Consider the following 17862-nt stretch of genomic DNA (forward strand, 5'->3'; position numbering starts at 1 on the left):
ATTATTATCTAATATCTTTCTCAATCTGTCTATAACTATTCAAATACTTATTCCTAAGCATAATCGCGTCCTCTTCACTAAGCGTTGAAAATTTACCAATATTCAAAGCATATAAATATATTTCAGCTGTTTTTTCACAAACTAAACTTGCAGTCAAAGCCTCTTTAATATCTACACCTACTGTAATAAGCCCATGATTCTTAAGCAAAACAGCATTATTATTTCCAAGTGCTTTTACAACATTTATTGCTAAATCTTCGGTACCAGCAAGTGCATATTCGGCTACCAATATTTTAGAACCTAATATCATAACAGAGTCCTCTATCAATGGAGGAATATAATCTGCAACCAGCGAAACTGTTGTTGAAAAAACGGGGTGTGTATGAACAATTGCATTAACATCTTCGCGAGTTTTATATATCTCTAAATGAGTTGGAAGTTCTGATGAAGGTTTTAATCCTTCAATATGATTTCCTTTTAAATCAACAACGCTTATCATATTTTCAGTTAATTTTTCATATGGAATACCAGAAGGGGTTATATATATTTTATCTTCATATCTTATAGATATATTACCCCATGTACCTTTTACTAAACCATTTTCAACAATAAATTTTGAAGCTTCCAATATTTTCTTTTTCATCCTTTTCCTTTAAACCTCCCACCAGTATTATTTAGGCCATCAATGCCTCCATAGCCTTTTAAAGCCTTCTCACCTAATTTTATATTCTTTGCTTGAACTCCAAGTTGTTCCATCATTTCTAAAATCTTATTTTTCCTTTGCTTATCTTTTTTTAATATCAATTTTGCAAGTTCTTTACTTATACCTTTTTTTAAAAGATTTTCTCTCTTTTCAAGAAGTTCATTTAGCAACTGAAAATTCTCTTCTTCTATAGCTTTATCAATCATTTCCTCAATCTTTATAATTTCTTCATCTGCCAATTTATTACCTCCCAATTTTTCTCAAGATTAGAGTAATATTCATTCATACTCATATTAAAAATAGGATCCACAAAATCTTTTGCAATTTCATACATGGGAGCTATAAAAAAATCTCTATTTTTGAAATCATAATGAGGAATCTTAAGATTTTTATTTTCTACAACCAAGTTTCCATAAAATAATATATCAATATCTATATTTCGTGGCCCCCATTTTATTTCTCGTTTTCTCTTCATTATTCTTTCTATTTCCATAATAGTATTTAATAATTCAAATGGCGATAAATCAGTGTCAACCTCTACTGCTATATTAAAAAAATCATCCTGCTCAAGATATCCGTAAGGCTTTGTTACATATATACTTGAGACTCTTAAAATACCTATTCCAAAATTTTCCATATGTTCTAAAGCTTTCTTTAAATTTTCTTCTCTATTTCCTATATTACTACCAAGACCTAAAAATATCTTTCCTTTAACTTTCTCAAGAATTACCATGGAACTTGCAAACTTATCATGAGAAAGTGTAATATGGCAAAAATTAAATCCTTTAAAATCTTTATGCATAACAAAATAGGGCTTCCCATTTTTGTTACTTAAAAAAGAAATATCTTTAAATGAATTGTTAGATACTCCAGTACCAATTGCTTTAAAAAATGCTTCCTTTAGAGAAAAACGCCCAGCAAGATATTGGGCGTTTAATTTTTTGTTCTCTTTTTCTATATTTGTTAAAATTCTATCAACAAGTTTTAGATCAAATCTATTTATCTCTACAATATCATTTCCCAAACCTACAATCAAACAGGATAACCTCCCCCAAGTTCATCTACAAGCTGAAGATCAACTTTAATTTTTTCTTGATACTTATTATATAAATATTTTCTCCCTACTTCTCCAAGTAAAATATAAATCAATAACTCTTCATCAGTTTCTGCTAAAACTCCAATTTCTTTTCTTGCTCTTTCAACCTCAGGTTCAATTAAATCAGCTGGCCTACAATCTATTGGTTTCTCATCACCGAGAATTTTTTTCTTGAGTTCTTCGTCAATTGGTGCAGGTGGTTTTCCATACATTCCTTTAACATAGTTTTTTACTTCATTAGTCACTTTCTTGTATCTTTCACCTGTTAGAACATTTAAAACTGCTTGAACACCCACAATTTGACTTGTAGGAGTTACAAGTGGTGGATAACCTAAATCTTTTCTTACTCTTGGAATCTCATTTAAAACATCTTCAAGTTTATTTAACATCTTTTGTTCTGATAATTGTTTAACAAGATTTGAATACATGCCACCAGGAACTTGTGAAACTAAAATTCTATAATCGATGCTTTTCATCATAACATCATAATCTTTATACTTTTCTCTAACTGCTTTAAAATGCTCAACTAATACCGATATTTTCTTCCAATCTATATCAGGTAAATCTCTATATTCCTTTACAGCATAATACATTGCTTCAAATGGTGGTTGAGATGTTCCAAGAGCAAATGGAGATAGTGCTGTATCTAAATAATCTGCCCCCGCTTCAACTGCAGCTAGATAATTCAAATCACCAAGCCCCGCGGTACAATGAGTATGTACTTCAACTGGTATATTAAATCTCTTTTTTAACTCGTTAACTAACTTAAACGAAGATTTTGGAGTCAAAAGACCGGCCATATCTTTAATACAAAGTGAATTAACACCCTTTTCAACCAATTGTTGAGCGTAATTAAGGTAATATTCAAGTGTGTGAACAGGACTAATTGTATAAGAAATCGCGCCTTGAACCTGTGCACCATTAGCTAAAGCAACTTCAATGCTTTTTTCCAAATTTCTAACATCATTCAGTGCATCGAAAACCCTAATTTTGTCTACTCCATTTTCTATTGCTTTTTTAACAAACAATTCAACTACATCATCAGCATAATGTCTGTAACCTACAAGATTTTGACCTCTTAATAACATTTGAGTCTTAGTTTTTTTCAAATGCGATTTGATAGTCTTTATCCTTTCCCAAGGATCTTCATTTAAAAATCTTACACAAACATCAAAAGTTGCTCCACCCCAGACTTCCATCGCCTCAAATCCTAACTCGTCCATGTCATTTAAAGCTGGGAGCATATCTTTAATACTCATTCTTGTCGCGATAAGTGATTGGTGACCATCTCGTAAAGTCGTATCTACAAACATCTTTATTCCTCTCCTTTGTCCTCCTCAAAAGTTAGCTTTCTTGCCACTTTCTTTAATACTGAAAATTCAAGTTCATCTCCCTCTTTTATATCATCAAAATTTTCAAGTTTTATTCCACATTCTTGAGGTGCATCAACTCTTTTAACATCCTGCTGGTAGTGTTTTAAAGATTCTATCTTCCCTTCATAAACTAGTTTACCACTTCTGTAAACTTTAACAAGCCCATCTTTCTCAACATAACCTTCAATCATTTGAACACCTGCTATGGAACCAACTTTCTTTATCTTAAAAACCTTTTTAATTTCGCCACGACCAGTTATTTCTTCAACCTCTTCAGGCTCTAACATACCTTCAAGTGCTGCTTGTAATTCCTCTATTAGTTTATACACAATCGTGTATGTTTTAATTTGAATACCTTCAGCTTCAGCCATTTTTCTTGCTTGACTGTCTGCCTTAACCCTAAAACCAAGAATAATTGCATCTGATGCAGTAGCTAACATAACATCACTTACAGTAATTGAGCCCACCCCAGAGTGAATTATATTTATACTAATTTCTTCACTCTGCAATTTATTTATAGCACCAGATAATGCCATTAGTGAACCTTGAGTATCTGCCTTTAAAACCAATCTCAATTCTTTTTTCTCAGATTGCTCCATCATTTTCAAAATTTCTTCCAATTTCATATGTCTTTTTCTTCTAAGTTCTTTCTGCTCAATTTCCCTCATTTTTTCAGAAATTTCTCTTGCTTTATCAAGTGAATCAACACTATATACTATTCCATGAGAATCTGGTAGTTCTTCAAAACCAACTATCATAACTGGAGTAGATGGTCCTGCTTCTTTAATTCTCTTTCCCTGATCGTTAACAAGAGCTTTTACCTTTCCCATTACTTTTCCTGAGATTATATAATCACCAATCTTTAAAATACCATCTTTAATTATCACATTTGCAACTGGACCGAAGCCTTTGTCAAGCTTTGACTCAATAGTCACAGCTCTAACAGGACCATCAGGAATTCCTTTAATTTCTTGCATTTCAGCAACTAAAAGGATCATTTCAAGTAGTGTGTCAACATTTTGACCTTTCTTTGCAGATATTGGAACAACTATTGTATCTCCACCCCATTCTTCTGGAATGAGGTTTAATTTATTCACAAGTTCTTGCTTAGTTTTTTCAACATTTGCATTTGGTTTATCTATTTTATTAATCGCAACTATAATTGGAACATTTGCAGATTTCGCATGGTTATATGCTTCAATAGTTTGAGGCATTACACCATCATCAGCAGCAACAACTAATACAACTATATCAGTTGCTTGAGCACCACGTGCTCTCATTTCTGTAAAAATTTCGTGTCCTGGTGTATCAATAAACGTAATTTTCTTGCCGTTAACTTCAACTTGATAAGCACCAATGCTTTGGGTAATTCCACCCTCTTCTCTTTCAGCTACTCTTGTATTTCTTATATAATCAAGTAATGTTGTCTTACCATGGTCAACGTGCCCCATTACTGTAACTACTGGTGGTCTTTCTTTTAAATTTTCGGGATCTTTGTATTTTTCTTCAAAGTATTTTTCTATCTCATTTAAAGGATTTTCTATAACTTCTTCCTTTTCCTCAGTTTCAAATGAAATCCTCACATCATACATTTTGGCAATTTTTTTCGCAAGTTGCAGATTGAGCGACTGACCTGGTTTCAGGATTTCACCTTTCATAAAAAAGTCCTGTATAATCCTATTTTGTGGAACTCCAATTTTTTCAGCAAATTTGTCCAATTTTAGATCTTCTTCTGTTATTTTTACTGAATTTTTCTTTTTGTTTGTTTGTATCTTTTCTAAAGAACCTTCTTTGTTTTTAAAGTGTTTTCCATTAACTTCTTCATCAATTTCTTCATATTCTTCATACTCTTCAATAAGTTCCTCTTCTTCCTCTTGAGTTCCATACATCTCAAGAAGAAGATTAACTGTTTCTTCATCGATATAGCTCATGTGACTTTTTATCTCTATTCCTAGCTCATGTAACTCCTTCATCAATTCTCTTGTATCCATTTCTAGTTGTCTTGCAAGCTCATATACTCTTAATCGAGCCAATAGAATCACCTCCAAAACTTTCTCTACTTCTGCTTCGTCTTTTTCATAAATTCATGCTCTTTTTCAATTTCAACTATTAAATCTGATAGTTTCCATTCTAAATTAGTTGGGGTCGTCGTTGCAAAAATCAGCTCCTTTTCTGGAAAATTATCTTTCAATAACTTTATTAATTTAAATAATTCATCTCTCTGTTCAAAACCATGTATAATTAAAAAAGCCTTTTCTTTCATATATTTCCTTCCTTTCTATAACTTTAAATCTTTCAAAGAATTTTGTGCTTTAACTATTGAACGTATGACTTCACTAATCGTATTAAATTCCTTAGAAGTTTCACCTAAAATTTCTACTGCATTTGACAACAATTTATATTCATTTTCCAAACTTTCACTCGTATCTTCATACAATTTTTTGGAGCTTACTAACACCTGAATATTCTTTTTCATATAATTTAATGCTTCGCTTAACGAATTTTGAACTGCACTAAATAGTCCCTCTATTTGTTTTAACGAATTAATAGATTCATTTACAGAATTTGAAATTTCAGAAATTATCTTTGAAATATTAGCGGATGTTTCTTGTGATTCTTCTGCCAACTTTTGAATTTCAGATGCTACAACAGAAAATCCTTTTCCATATTCTCCTGCTCTTGCAGCTTCAATAGATGCATTTAATGCCAATAAATTTGTTTGTTTTGCAATTCTTTGTATAGCTTTTACAAGCTCCTCTACTTTTGAAAATTTTTCAAAAGTTTCAGATGTTTTACCAATTGTATCTTTAAATTTTAATGAAACATTATCAACATCTGTTCCAAGACTTTTTAAATCATCATTAATTTTCTGATTAACTTCTGTAGCATATTCTACGTTTTCAACTATACTTTTGCTTTCTTTTGAAAAATTCTCAAGAAGCTTAAAAATATTATCATTTAATTCTTCAAATCTACCTGTAATCTTTTCTATATCCTCCTTTATATCAGTTATCCTAGAAACTAATACCTCATCCAACTGCGACATAAAAGATAACATTAAATTTTGCACATAAAAAGCCGATGATAAAGTATTTAAAGTTTTTTTATCTATTTTCATACCTATCATCTCCCGTAAAATTGTTCAATTATATCGCTACCGCATTTCAATGTCTTAAACCAATTCAAAAATTCTTTGGCAACACTTCCCTTTAAAACAGCACCATGCTGTGGAGCAATCATATCAATTTCATATTCTGATACTCTATCAACCCAAATCTTACAAGCAGCATTTGAACTCATATATCTTTTATGAAAGCCTTCCATTGCACTTACTAGATTTTTAAAGTCACCTTCATATACTTGTACTCTTTGACTAAACGGTAGTAAAGAAACTCCTATATCACCACTGAATAATATTTTAGAGATTGGATCATAGACATTAAAGTGACCTGGAGCATGCAAAAAATGTGCCGGAACAAAATCAAGTGTATATCCGGAAAATCTAACACCTTTCTCCCCTCTATCCTTTAGTCCAACTATTCTGTTTTTATCAAAAACACCAAAATGAGGTAAAAATCTTATCCAAAGTTCTGAAATATAAATTTTTGCTCTGCTTGCTATTGTAAGCCACATTGTTATTCCAGAAGAAACATCGGGGTCTTGGTGGGAATAAAAGATCCCTTCTATATTTTCAGGAGCAATAATTTCAGATACATTTGCAAGTACCCTTGGGAAAACATGTGCTCCACCTGGATCTAATAAAAATCCTTTATTATCATGGACAATTAAATATTGATTAGTTGGGACCATATTTGGCTCCTCTGTTTCTTCCCATCCAAGAAGGTAATATTTATGCTTGCCATCATCATATAAACAAATACTATTCATATTTTCCCCTCCCTTTCTATCCCTTTTATTATTTATTATACCAGAAAAATGAGCATTTTTCAGTTTTTTAGAATTATAAAAATATTAACATTATAAACTTTGATATTTATAAATATTTAATGTTATTAACCTTATTTTTACTTGAAATCTATTACGCAATGTTATAGAATAAGATGCTAAATGAATTGTTAATTTATAGACAAGGAGGTTGATCATGGAAAAATCACAGGAAAGGTTAATACTTTTAACAGGATTATTTACCGCCGTCATTATCATCTCAAACATAATAGCAGGAAAACTAGTTAATATTGGCCCATTTGTCATCACTTTATCAGTTTTAATTTATCCACTCAGTTTTGGTATATCTAATATTATATTTGAAGTTTACGGAGCTAATATGGCCAAAAAGGTTATCAAAGTTGGATTTTTAGCCTCACTAATCTTAGTTGCATATTCATATTTAGTGATATTTTATCCTCCATCAAATATTTTTAATAAAAACGATGCCTATGTAATAGTGTTTAATTCGACTCCACGAATAATATTAGCAAGCTTTTTAGCGTATCTTTCAGCACAATATACTAATATTTGGGCTTTTAATTTGCCTAAAAAATTATTTAACTATGGAAATGTTACCTTTAGAAATACTTTTTCAATGATAATAACTCAATTTGTAGATTCTATAGTTTTCGTTGTAGTATCCTTTTTCGGCTCATACGATCTTAACGTACTGTTTAACATGATATTATCACAGTACATAGTAAAGCTGGCTCTATCAATTTTCAATAGTCCAATAATTAATATGAGCGTTAAAAAAATTAAAAACGAATTTGCTTTCGAAGAATAATACGCAATTAATTGGCCTTTTTTAAAATAATTAAAGATTACAAAAATTATAATTTTTGTTATAATTTTCTAGAAAAGTGAATATTATTTTGGAATAAAGGTGCCTATTTGGCTTAAAAGGGAAGCTGGTGAAAATCCAGCGCGGCCCCGCCACTGTAACCGAGGACGAAATCCACAACATGCCACTGGGAAGTATTCCTGGGAAGGCGTGGAGAATAGGATGAATCGGAAGCCAGGAGACCTGCCTTTATTCCAAAGCGTTTCTCAATCTCGAGGGAAGATTGAGAAAAAATTTTTTATTCAATACTTTGGAGGTGAGATGGTGAAAATCCATGAGTTTGTTGGTAAAAAAATTTTAAAAGAGGCAGGGATTGAAACACCAAAAGGTTATATCATTAAAAACTTAGATAATTTACAAGTAAAATTCCTTCCTGCTGTATTAAAAAGTCAAGTCCTTGTTGGAAGTCGAATGAAAGCAGGTGGAATACTATTTGCAAACACAAAAGACGAATTTTTAACCAATGCGTCTGAATTATTGAAAAAAGAAATTCAAGGAGAAAAACCTTATGCAATTCTTGTTGAAGAAAAAATAAATATTAAACATGAATATTACATTTCTTTATATATTGATAGAATAGAAAAAGATATAAAAATACTTTTTTCAGAAAATGGTGGTATAGAAATTGAGAATAATAAAAATAATATTTTAAATCTAAGCATAAATGATTATAAAAAGCTTCCCGATAAATTTCACGATATTGTTATTAAGCTACATAAATTATTTACTGAAAAAGACCTGACCCTTCTTGAAATTAATCCTCTTGCAGAAGATGAAAATGGCAAGTTAATCGCGCTTGATTGTGTAATGCATCTTGATGACAATGCATTATTTAGACAAAAATGGGCTCAAGAATTTGTAAATGATTCATATCCATTTCATTTCGTAAAATTAGATGGTGATATTGGCATTATCGGTTGTGGAGCTGGAATAGTTATGGCAACAATGGATGCAGTAAATCTATATGGTGGAAAACCTGCCAACTTTTTGGATCTTGGTGGTGGTGCAAATTCAAATGTAACTTTAGAAGCATTGAGATTACTAAAGTCACTAAATGTAAAAAAAATCATAATGAATATATTCGGTGGTATTACAAAATGCGACGAAATAGCAAAAGCAATCGTAAAATTCAAAAACGAAAATAAAAATCTTCCTATATTTGTCAGAATAACCGGTACCAATGAAGAAGAAGCCAAACAAATATTAGACGAAAATAACATAGCTTATTTTGATGATATGTACGATATGATTAAATTTGCAATAAGGGGGAGTATCAATGATTAATGGAAATGAAAAAGTCTGTGTTCAAGGTATTACAGGAAAATATGGGAAATTTCACACGAAAAAAATGATTGAATATGGAACAAATATAGTTTGTGGAGTTTCAAAAAACAAAGCTGTAAAAAATGTTGAAAGTATACCTGTATTAGATAACATGTATGAAGCAGTTGAAAAATATAATTGCGATACTAGTTATAGTTTTCGTACCAGCACCTCACGCTAAAAGTGCTATATTTGAAGCCATTGATTCAGGAATAAAAAAAATTGTCACAATAACTGAACACATTCCAATTCACGATATGATCGAAATATATAAAAAAGTAAAAGAGAAAAATATAACATTTGTAGGTCCAAATTGTCCAGGAATTATTTTTCCAGGAATAAGCAAAATTGGTATAATGCCATCATCTGCTTTCAAACCTGGTGATATAGCAATTATTTCAAAAAGTGGTACTTTAATGTACGAAGTATCCAATTACCTTTCAAAAAAGTCCACTGGCATTAAAATTGCAATTGGATTAGGCGGTGATCCAATAATTGGAACATCAATTGATAAAGCTTTAGAATTTGTTGCGAATTTAAACCCAAGGAAAATTGTTATCATCAGTGAAATAGGCGGTAATGATGAAATAATAGGTATAGAAAAATTTTTAAAAAAAGGTTATAATGCTAATATACAAGTATTTTTTGCTGGAAGAACTGCTCCAAAAGGTAAAAGAATGGGACATGCAGGTGCTATTATTGAAGGCTATGAAGGTTCAATAGAATATAAAGAAAACAAATTAAATAATATGGGTATTTTTGTTGCTAAATACATTGAAGAATTATTGGAGGGGTAAAATGAGCAATCCATTTTTTCTATTATTCATCTCAATTTTAAATGGATTATTACTTGGAAAAATTCAATTTAAGAACTTTAAACTAGGTACTTCAGGTACACTTTTTGCTGGTCTTTTCTTTGGCTGGATGTTTCCATTATTTACAAACTCTCAAAAAGAATTAATTAACATTCAAAATAGTTTAAACACGTTTTTTAATTTCTCACTCATTTTGTTCGTCTCTTCCATAGGCCTAATTGCTTCAAGTGATATTAAAAAAATTCTCAAAACCCACGGCTTTAAATTTATAATCTTAGGCTTTTTAATAACTTTTTCAGGATTTATTTCAACATTACTTTTTACCTACATTACCAATTTAAACAACCTCAATTTGTTAGGAGTTTTTTCTGGTAGCATGACAAGCTCACCTGGTCTAGCTAGTGCACTTGAAAGCATAAAAGAAGGCTCTACCGATATTATTTATGGCTATACAGTTGGTTATATACCCGGTGTTTTAGCAGTAATATTTTCAATTTATTTTATCCCGATAATTTTTAAAATTAATATAAATGAAGAAAAAAAATCATATAAAATTGAAAGCATCGCTAATTCAAAAGATTCCAATTTTAATTTTATTAGCTTTTCAATAGTTATAATTTTAGGTATACTAATTGGAAATTTAAATTTAAACCTAAAATTTGCATCCTTAAAACTTGGAAACACTGGGGGAATATTATTAAGTTCTTTATTTTTAGGCTCACTTGGAAAAATAGGCAATCTAAGTTTTGAATTTAATAAAAATATACTAAAGGTCTTTCAAAACTTAGGACTTGTAATATTTTTATCATCGATTGGTCTAAGAAGCGGTTATAAGGTAATTTCAAATTTTAACAGAGAAAGTTTATATCTCATGGTGATTTCATTTGTCTGCGCCATTTTTTCAATTTTAGTTGGTTATATAATAGGAAAATACATCTTCAAACTTGATTGGATAATACTCGCCGGTGCAATAACTGGCGGTATGACAAGTACTCCAGGATTGGGAGCTGCTTTAGACTCAACAAAAAGTGAACTTGTAACAGCAGGATACGGTGCAACATATCCCTTCGCACTACTTGGAATGGTTATATTTAACAAACTATTTTCTATATTAACTAATTTGTAATATATATTTTCTATAATTCTGTTATAATAGTTAACAAATACGATCGGAGGCGCGTCCGAGATGAGTAAGGTTCTCTTTCAAGGGGAGAATATTGGGAGAGCCTGAAAGGCGAGGACGCCGAAGGGTGTAAGGTTTCTCCCACCTTACATGCCTGGGGGTACAGGGAATACCTGTGCCACTGTCACGGAAATATCCGTGGAGAGCCGATCGTTGAGAATAATTTTATATTTTCTCAACGAACGCCTCTTCACGAGGCGAGTTTTTTTATTAGGAGGTGTTCAAATGAAAATTGGTATAGTTGGTGCAACAGGTGAAGTTGGAAGAACAATGATTAAAGTATTAGAAGAATTCAAGGTTCCTGTAAGCGAGTTAAAACTTTTTGCATCTAAAAGATCTTCTGGAAAAATTTTAACTTTTAATAACACTCCAATTGTTGTTGAAGAGTTGACTGAAGACTCAATGAAACAAAAATTCGACTTTTTACTATTTTCAGCTGGATCAACTGTTTCAAAAATCTTTGCACCAATTGCTGCAAAAGCAGGCAATATAGTGATTGATAACTCATCTGCTTTCAGAATGGAAAAAGAAATTCCATTAGTTGTCCCTGAAATTAATGGCCATTTATTAAAAAACTATAGAGGGATAATTGCTAATCCAAATTGTTCAACAATTCAAATGGTTTTATCTCTATATAAAGTTCATGAAAAGTTCAAAATCAATGAAATATTTGTTTCAACATACCAAGCTGTTTCAGGAGCAGGTCACAAAGCAATTGTAGAATTGCAAAGACAATTAGCTGGGGATAAATCAAAAACAGTTTTTCCAAAGCAAATTTCTCACAATGTTATCCCACTAATAGGTGAAATTGAAGAAGATGGTTTTAGTACCGAAGAACATAAAATGATTAATGAAACAAGAAAAATTCTTGATGATTATTCAATAAACGTCTATCCTACTACCGTAAGAGTCCCTGTATTTTATGGACATTCAGAAACTATTGTTGTTAAAACAAAACTTCCTTTCAATGATATGTCATTAATTGAAAATCAAATTAAAAATTCAAAGAATGTTATTCTTACTAATGAAATAATAACTCCTATCGATGTAGCAGGAAGTGATTATGTATATGTTTCAAGACTTAGAAAAATTGATGAATTTACATTTTCTTTTTGGAATGTAGCAGATAACATTAGAGTAGGAGCAGCCACAAATGCGATTAGAATTTTAATGTTAATGGTGGGATTGTTATGATAGTTGAAAAGTTCACAGCTACAGGAAATTCATTTATAGTTTGTGATATTTTAGACTCAAAATTAAGCGATGAGGAAAAAAGTAATTTCGTACTTAAAAATTCAAAAGATAGAGATGGCGTAATTTTTGTTGAAAAAAGAGATGATCAATTTTTTATGGATTATTTCAACAAAGATGGAAATAGAGCTGCATTCTGTGGTAATGGAGCAAGAACATTTTTATATTACTTGATGAAAAAAGGGTACGTTAAAGAAAACTTTGTTAAATTTAATACATACGCTGGAGAAATTACAGGTAAACTTACCAAAAATGGTGTCATGATTAAAATGCCTGCACCAAATATACCACAAAAATTAACAATTGATTCTTTCGAAGGTTTTCTTTTAAATGTTGGAGTACCACATTTTGTAATTTTTGTTGATAACGTAGAAAATATAGATGTTAACAAAATTGGAAAACATTTAAGAGAAAAGCTAAATAGTAACATTAATTTTGTCCAAGAATTAGATGAAAAAACAATTAAAATTAGAACTTTTGAAAGGGGTGTTGAGGCTGAAACCCTTGCATGCGGAAGCGGAACAACAGCTAGTGCATATGTCTTCAACAAAAATAACTTAGAAAAAATAGAAGTAAAGGCACGTGGAGGAACTCTTTTTGTTCATTTCTTAAATGAAGGTATCTACCTTGAAGGAGGTGTGGAAAATGTTTGAAGGAATAGGAACTGCAATTGTTACACCTTTTAAAGAAGGGAAATTAGATATAGAAAGCTATGAAAAACTATTAAATTTCCAAATTAACAATCAAATTAATGCAATAATAGTTTTAGGAACAACAGGTGAAGCCCCAAACATTTCTCTAGATGAAAGAGAAATATTGATAAAAAAAGCAAAGGAAGTATCTGGTAATAAAGCCCAAGTTATAGTTGGAGCAGGATCAAATGGATTAAATCATACAATAGAATTAATTAAAAATGCCGAAAAAAACGGTGCAGATGGTCTTTTAATTGTAACCCCTTACTATAACAAGCCAACCCAAAATGGGTTGTATGAATATTATAAATATATCGCTGAACATACAGATTTAGATATAATTGTATACAATGTTCCTAGCAGAACTGGAATAAATATACTACCAGAGACCGTATACAAAATTGCTAGTGACTGCAAAAATGTTAAAGCATTAAAAGAAGCAAATTCATCGTTTGAACAAATCAATAAAGATTTACTATTATTAAAAGAATTAAAAGATTTTAAAATCTTTTCCGGAAATGATGATACGGCTTTTCAACTACTTGCAAGCGGTGGAGATGGTGTAATTTCAGTAGCATCAAACGTTATACCTTTACAAATGGTTCAAATGTTTAAGTTTATAAAAAATGGGGAAATAGAAAAAGCTAGAAATATTCATTTTTCATATTATAAGCTATTTAAAAACTTATTTATTGAAACTAATCCAATCCCTGTAAAAGCTGCTTTATCGATAATGGGGTTTATAAATAATGAATTGAGGCTGCCACTTGTCCCGGCTTCAGAGCCAACAATGAAAATAATAACTGAAACACTTAAAGGATGTGGTGTTATATGAGATTTGGACTTGTTGGCTTTAAAGGGAAAATGGGAAAAATAATTTTAGATGTCTTTTCAAATGATGGACACACACCAGTTTTACTCATTGATAAAGATGAAATAATCGAAGAAGATTTTCCAGAAGTTATTGTAGATTTTTCTACACCGGATGCACTAGAAAAAACTTCAAGTTATTGTGAAAAATACAATAGCAATCTGGTAATTGGAACTACTGCACTTACTGAAAAACATTTAAAAATATTAGAAAATTTATCAAAAAAAGTTGCTGTTGTGCAATCGTACAATTTTTCAATTGGTATTAATATACTTTTAGATCTTTTAGAAAAAGCAACAAAAATGTTTAATGGTTGGGATTGTGAAATAACTGAAATTCATCATTCAAAGAAAAAAGACAAGCCTTCGGGCACTGCTATTTTGTTAAAAAATGCTTTAAATAGAGAAGTAGAAATTCATTCTCTTAGATTAGGTGGAATCCCCGGGGATCATACTGTTTTGTTTTCAAACGAAGGGGAATTAATTGAAATAAAACATAGAGCAATCTCAAGAAAAGTTTTTGCATTAGGAGCACTAAAAGCAGCAAAATTCATTTTAAATAAAAAAAGTGGTATTTATACATTCAAAGACATTATAAAGGAGGCTTCAATATGAATACACAGGAAATTATAAAATTAATTGCAAATTCAAAAAAGAAAACTTTAACCGTTGCTTACTTAACAGGAAATCTAAAAAATATAGACTTTAAGTCTCTTGAATTTTTTGGAACTGAAAATTTTGGAATTCTATTTGGCGAGTATGAAGAAATAGTTAAATTAATTGAAAATAACATAGAGCATATCAAAAAATACAAGTTAGAAATCAAAGCAAGAAATTCTGCAATCCCTCTTGCCAACTTAGCAAAATACAATGCAAGGATTGAACCTGGAACAATAATTAGAGATTTAGTTGAAATTGGCGACGGTGCAGTAATAATGATGGGAGCAGTTATTAATATAGGAGCAAAAATAGGCGAAGGAACAATGATAGATATGAATGCAGTAGTTGGAGGAAGAGCTATAATCGGTAAAAACTGTCATATTGGTGCTGGTGCAGTTATAGCCGGTGTAATTGAACCGCCCAGCGCTCAACCAGTAATTATTGAAGACAATGTAATGGTTGGTGCAAACGCAGTAATTCTTGAAGGAGTACATATAGGACAAAACAGTGTAATTGCCGCCGGAGCTGTTGTTATAGAAGATGTTCCACCAAACTCAGTAGTAGCTGGTGTTCCTGCAAAAATTATTAAAAAAGTTGATGAAAAGACAAAACAAAAAACACAAATCGTAGAAGGATTAAGAAAATTGAGGTGATCAAATGATTGTTGTGCAAAAATATGGTGGATCATCTGTAGCAGATGTGGAGAAAATTTTAAAAGTTGCAAAAAGGATTAAAAAAAGAATAGAGAAAGGTGATAAGATAATTGTAATTGTCTCTGCAATGGGAAAAACTACCGATAACCTTATTAATCTTGCTAAATCTTTAAGTAAAAATCCTCATCCTAGAGAAATGGACATGCTTTTAACAACTGGAGAACAGATGTCTGTGGCTTTACTTTCAATTGCATTAAATGAACTTGGAATTAAATCAAAATCATTAAACGCTTTTCAATTAAATATAAAAACAACAACCGAACATACAAAGGCTAGAATAATTGATATCGATATAGATAAATTAAATAATGAGCTTCAAAAAAATGAAGTTATTATTGTAACCGGTTTTCAAGGTATAACAGAAAATGGCGATCTAACAACACTTGGAAGAGGTGGATCAGATACTAGTGCAGTTGCAATAGCTGCAAAGTTAAATGTCAATTGTGAAATATACAGTGATGTAGATGGAATATATACATGCGATCCAAGAATAGTTAAATCCGCTAAAAAATTAAAATATATAACATATGATGATATGTTAGAATTATCTTCTCTTGGTGCAAAGGTATTACATTCTAGAGCTGTTGAACTTGCTAAAAAATACAATATAAAAATATATTGCGCTTCAACCTTTTCTGAAGAGGAGGGAACTTGGGTGGTTGATAAATTACCAGAATGGCTTGAACAACCTGTAGTTACAGGCGCAACTATAGAAAAGGATCAAATAAAAATAACTTTAAATAACCTTCCGAAAGACAAAAAAATAATTGAAAAAATATTTGAAACATTAAGTGATAATAAAATAAACATTGACATGATTTCAATGTTTGCTGATAATGAAAAATTCCATTTATCATTTTCAGTATTAAATGATCTTAAAGAAACTATAGAAAAGTCAATAAAGGTTGCAAATCCATTAATTGAAATGTCTTATCAGGGTATGTTTGATAAAGTATCAATTGTTGGAGTTGGTATGAAATCAAGTCCAGGTGTTGCCGCAAGATTCTTCAAAGTTCTTTATGAAAATAACATTATTCCAGAATTAGTTACTACTTCAGAAATAAAGATATCTGTCTTAGTTTCTAAAGAAAAATCTGAAATATTGTTAAAAGAACTTGCAAAAGAATTTTCACTTGGAGGATGAAAATATGTTTATTTCAAACACTTACAAAAGATTACCAATAAAAGTTAAAAATGCTAAAGGTATATGGATTTATGATGAAAGTGGTGAAAAATACCTTGACACATTTTCTGGTATTGGAGTTCTTTCATTCGGGCATTGCGATGAAGAAATCAATGAAGCAATTTCAATGCAAATAAAAAAGTATACGCATATTTCAAACTTTTTTATCGATGAAAATGCAATTATTCTGGCAAAAAGACTTGTAGAAGAAACTAAAAAAGATGGTACTGTATTTTTTGCAAACTCTGGAACAGAAGCAAACGAAGCAGCTTTGAAAGCTATAAAGAAGGTAAAAAAAGGAATTATAGTCTCATTTGAAAATAATTTTCATGGGAGGTCTATTGGTTCCCTTTCTATAACTGGATTTCAAAATTTAAGAGAGCAATTTGAACCATTACTTTCAAATATTGCATTCTTACCATTTAATGATTCAAAAAAACTTGAAAATTTTATTGAGAAAAAAGGTAAGAAAATATCAGCAATTTTTGTCGAATGTGTACATGGAAGTGGTGGCCTTGATACCGTCAGCAAAGATTTTGTAGAAGTAATAAATAAGTATAAAGATATTTATGATTACATTATCGTTGCAGACGAAGTTCAAGCTGGTTTAGGAAGAACTGGAGAATTTTACTCATATCAAAATTTTAATCTTAATCCTGATATTGTGACAGTTGCAAAATCACTTGGTGGTGGTCTTCCATTATCTGCCGCTATATTTACAGGGAAATATAAAGATGTTTTTTCTGTTGGCGATCATGGTTCAACCTTTGCACCAAATCCTGTTTCTCTTGCTGCAGGAAAAACTGTTATCAATAGAATAACAAAAACATTTTTAGATAGTGTGAAAGAAAAATCAAGCTACCTAAAAAATAAGTTATTAACTTTGAAAAAAAATTATCCAATTATTAAAGAGATTAAAGGTATTGGTTTAATGCTAGGAATTGAGATTAATAATAACAATCGTTCAGAAAAAATCATTGAATATGGTTTAAATGAAAAAATACTACTAAATATTGTAAAAGGTAATACTATTAGATTACTCCCTGCACTTAATATTACGTATAATGAAATAGATGAAATGCTATACAGACTTGAAAGAGCAATTAAAAAACTTAATTCATGTTAAAATAATAGACCCTGGCCAAAGTAAAAAATAGGTTAAATTAGAATATAAAAAAAGGGCTACACCTGCTAAAATTGTTTTTGTA

At 30.7% G+C, this 17862-nt stretch carries 19 protein-coding genes, 1 pseudogene and 2 riboswitches; of the genes and pseudogenes, 12 read left to right on the forward strand and 8 right to left on the reverse strand.

Annotated features, from left to right (window positions below; genetic code table 11):
• Positions 1 to 4 precede the first annotated feature (4 nt).
• The 8 genes and pseudogenes from EO083_RS08745 to EO083_RS08780 all read right to left on the reverse strand — a co-directional run bounded on the left by EO083_RS08745 (position 5) and on the right by EO083_RS08780 (position 7060).
• On the reverse strand, positions 5 to 643 hold the full coding sequence (locus tag EO083_RS08745; RefSeq protein ID WP_126993904.1) for a class II aldolase/adducin family protein: 639 nt from the start codon (positions 641 to 643) through the stop codon (positions 5 to 7).
• Positions 640 to 942, reverse strand: coding sequence for an RNA-binding protein (locus EO083_RS08750; protein ID WP_126993906.1), 303 nt, complete (start codon positions 940 to 942; stop codon positions 640 to 642). The genes EO083_RS08745 and EO083_RS08750 overlap by 4 nt, the downstream gene beginning before the upstream one ends.
• Positions 921 to 1739: a 2-amino-4-hydroxy-6-hydroxymethyldihydropteridine diphosphokinase gene (folK, locus tag EO083_RS08755; RefSeq protein ID WP_126993908.1), complete on the reverse strand. Its 819-nt coding sequence runs from the start codon at positions 1737 to 1739 to the stop codon at positions 921 to 923. Before folK ends, EO083_RS08750 begins: the two co-directional genes overlap by 22 nt.
• The gene (locus tag EO083_RS08760) at positions 1736 to 3112 is read right to left on the reverse strand and encodes a pyruvate carboxylase subunit B (RefSeq protein ID WP_126993910.1); all 1377 of its coding nucleotides are present in this window, start codon (positions 3110 to 3112) and stop codon (positions 1736 to 1738) included. The genes folK and EO083_RS08760 overlap by 4 nt, the downstream gene beginning before the upstream one ends.
• Positions 3113 to 3114: 2 nt before the next feature.
• Entirely contained in the window at positions 3115 to 5205 is a 2091-nt protein-coding gene (gene infB, locus EO083_RS08765; protein WP_126993912.1) for a translation initiation factor IF-2, read from the reverse strand.
• A gap of 23 nt (positions 5206 to 5228) precedes the next feature.
• Positions 5229 to 5435 carry a DUF3783 domain-containing protein gene (locus EO083_RS08770; protein ID WP_114702393.1) on the reverse strand — a complete coding sequence of 69 codons (207 nt, stop codon included), beginning with the start codon at positions 5433 to 5435 and terminating at the stop codon, positions 5229 to 5231.
• A 15-nt stretch (positions 5436 to 5450) separates the two neighbouring features.
• Positions 5451 to 5930: pseudogene (locus tag EO083_RS10200) on the reverse strand (methyl-accepting chemotaxis protein); the annotation flags it as partial.
• 365 nt (positions 5931 to 6295) lie between these two features.
• Complete coding sequence (locus EO083_RS08780) at positions 6296 to 7060, reverse strand: oxygen-binding di-iron domain-containing protein (RefSeq protein WP_126993916.1); 765 nt, start codon at positions 7058 to 7060, stop codon at positions 6296 to 6298.
• 214 nt (positions 7061 to 7274) lie between these two features.
• Between EO083_RS08780 and EO083_RS08785 the strand changes: the two genes are divergently transcribed.
• The 12 genes from EO083_RS08785 to EO083_RS08835 all read left to right on the forward strand — a co-directional run bounded on the left by EO083_RS08785 (position 7275) and on the right by EO083_RS08835 (position 17780).
• A complete protein-coding gene (locus EO083_RS08785) occupies positions 7275 to 7907 on the forward strand; it encodes a queuosine precursor transporter (RefSeq protein ID WP_126993918.1) in 633 nt (210 codons plus the stop codon).
• Positions 7908 to 7987: 80 nt separating this feature from the next.
• Positions 7988 to 8169: riboswitch (cobalamin riboswitch) on the forward strand.
• A 59-nt stretch (positions 8170 to 8228) separates the two neighbouring features.
• Positions 8229 to 9248 (forward strand): ATP-grasp domain-containing protein, encoded by a 1020-nt coding sequence (locus EO083_RS08790; protein ID WP_126993920.1) that lies wholly within the window; start codon positions 8229 to 8231, stop codon positions 9246 to 9248.
• Positions 9241 to 9468 (forward strand): hypothetical protein, encoded by a 228-nt coding sequence (locus EO083_RS10120; protein WP_277600369.1) that lies wholly within the window; start codon positions 9241 to 9243, stop codon positions 9466 to 9468. The genes EO083_RS08790 and EO083_RS10120 overlap by 8 nt, the downstream gene beginning before the upstream one ends.
• Entirely contained in the window at positions 9404 to 10084 is a 681-nt protein-coding gene (locus tag EO083_RS08795; protein WP_277600370.1) for a succinate--CoA ligase subunit alpha, read from the forward strand. The genes EO083_RS10120 and EO083_RS08795 overlap by 65 nt, the downstream gene beginning before the upstream one ends.
• Before the next feature lies 1 nt (position 10085).
• Entirely contained in the window at positions 10086 to 11228 is a 1143-nt protein-coding gene (locus EO083_RS08800; protein ID WP_126993922.1) for an aspartate-alanine antiporter-like transporter, read from the forward strand.
• A 36-nt stretch (positions 11229 to 11264) separates the two neighbouring features.
• A riboswitch (Lysine riboswitch) is annotated at positions 11265 to 11442 on the forward strand.
• A gap of 68 nt (positions 11443 to 11510) precedes the next feature.
• Positions 11511 to 12479: an aspartate-semialdehyde dehydrogenase gene (locus EO083_RS08805; RefSeq protein WP_126993924.1), complete on the forward strand. Its 969-nt coding sequence runs from the start codon at positions 11511 to 11513 to the stop codon at positions 12477 to 12479.
• Positions 12476 to 13189: a diaminopimelate epimerase gene (gene dapF / locus EO083_RS08810; RefSeq protein ID WP_126993926.1), complete on the forward strand. Its 714-nt coding sequence runs from the start codon at positions 12476 to 12478 to the stop codon at positions 13187 to 13189. The genes EO083_RS08805 and dapF overlap by 4 nt, the downstream gene beginning before the upstream one ends.
• On the forward strand, positions 13182 to 14063 hold the full coding sequence (gene dapA / locus EO083_RS08815) for a 4-hydroxy-tetrahydrodipicolinate synthase (RefSeq protein WP_126993928.1): 882 nt from the start codon (positions 13182 to 13184) through the stop codon (positions 14061 to 14063). Before dapF ends, dapA begins: the two co-directional genes overlap by 8 nt.
• Positions 14060 to 14713 (forward strand): 4-hydroxy-tetrahydrodipicolinate reductase, encoded by a 654-nt coding sequence (locus tag EO083_RS08820; RefSeq protein ID WP_126993930.1) that lies wholly within the window; start codon positions 14060 to 14062, stop codon positions 14711 to 14713. Before dapA ends, EO083_RS08820 begins: the two co-directional genes overlap by 4 nt.
• Positions 14710 to 15411 (forward strand): 2,3,4,5-tetrahydropyridine-2,6-dicarboxylate N-acetyltransferase, encoded by a 702-nt coding sequence (gene dapD / locus EO083_RS08825; RefSeq protein WP_126993932.1) that lies wholly within the window; start codon positions 14710 to 14712, stop codon positions 15409 to 15411. Before EO083_RS08820 ends, dapD begins: the two co-directional genes overlap by 4 nt.
• 4 nt (positions 15412 to 15415) lie before the next feature.
• Positions 15416 to 16615 (forward strand): aspartate kinase, encoded by a 1200-nt coding sequence (locus EO083_RS08830; RefSeq protein ID WP_126993934.1) that lies wholly within the window; start codon positions 15416 to 15418, stop codon positions 16613 to 16615.
• Positions 16616 to 16619: 4 nt separating this feature from the next.
• Positions 16620 to 17780, forward strand: a complete 1161-nt coding sequence (locus EO083_RS08835) for an aspartate aminotransferase family protein (RefSeq protein WP_126993936.1) — start codon at positions 16620 to 16622, stop codon at positions 17778 to 17780.
• The last annotated feature ends 82 nt before the right edge of the window (positions 17781 to 17862 follow it).

It is taken from the genome of Thermosipho globiformans (assembly GCF_003990895.1).
Classification (GTDB): Bacteria; Thermotogota; Thermotogae; order Thermotogales; family Fervidobacteriaceae; genus Thermosipho; species Thermosipho japonicus.

What these genes read in the sequence shown, in the direction of transcription:
- EO083_RS08820 (WP_126993930.1), top strand. Translation starts at nt 14,060, where the DNA reads ATGAGATTTGGACTTGTTGGCTTTAAAGGGAAAATGGGAAAAATAATT.
- EO083_RS08805 (WP_126993924.1), top strand. Translation starts at nt 11,511, where the DNA reads ATGAAAATTGGTATAGTTGGTGCAACAGGTGAAGTTGGAAGAACAATG.
- EO083_RS08770 (WP_114702393.1), bottom strand. Translation starts at nt 5,435, where the DNA reads ATGAAAGAAAAGGCTTTTTTAATTATACATGGTTTTGAACAGAGAGAT.
- EO083_RS08800 (WP_126993922.1), top strand. Translation starts at nt 10,086, where the DNA reads ATGAGCAATCCATTTTTTCTATTATTCATCTCAATTTTAAATGGATTA.
- EO083_RS08830 (WP_126993934.1), top strand. Translation starts at nt 15,416, where the DNA reads ATGATTGTTGTGCAAAAATATGGTGGATCATCTGTAGCAGATGTGGAG.
- EO083_RS08785 (WP_126993918.1), top strand. Translation starts at nt 7,275, where the DNA reads ATGGAAAAATCACAGGAAAGGTTAATACTTTTAACAGGATTATTTACC.
- EO083_RS08745 (WP_126993904.1), bottom strand. Translation starts at nt 643, where the DNA reads ATGAAAAAGAAAATATTGGAAGCTTCAAAATTTATTGTTGAAAATGGT.
- EO083_RS08835 (WP_126993936.1), top strand. Translation starts at nt 16,620, where the DNA reads ATGTTTATTTCAAACACTTACAAAAGATTACCAATAAAAGTTAAAAAT.
- EO083_RS08780 (WP_126993916.1), bottom strand. Translation starts at nt 7,060, where the DNA reads ATGAATAGTATTTGTTTATATGATGATGGCAAGCATAAATATTACCTT.
- EO083_RS10120 (WP_277600369.1), top strand. Translation starts at nt 9,241, where the DNA reads ATGATTAATGGAAATGAAAAAGTCTGTGTTCAAGGTATTACAGGAAAA.
- dapD (WP_126993932.1), top strand. Translation starts at nt 14,710, where the DNA reads ATGAATACACAGGAAATTATAAAATTAATTGCAAATTCAAAAAAGAAA.
- dapA (WP_126993928.1), top strand. Translation starts at nt 13,182, where the DNA reads ATGTTTGAAGGAATAGGAACTGCAATTGTTACACCTTTTAAAGAAGGG.
- EO083_RS08795 (WP_277600370.1), top strand. Translation starts at nt 9,404, where the DNA reads ATGAAGCAGTTGAAAAATATAATTGCGATACTAGTTATAGTTTTCGTA.
- dapF (WP_126993926.1), top strand. Translation starts at nt 12,476, where the DNA reads ATGATAGTTGAAAAGTTCACAGCTACAGGAAATTCATTTATAGTTTGT.
- EO083_RS08760 (WP_126993910.1), bottom strand. Translation starts at nt 3,112, where the DNA reads ATGTTTGTAGATACGACTTTACGAGATGGTCACCAATCACTTATCGCG.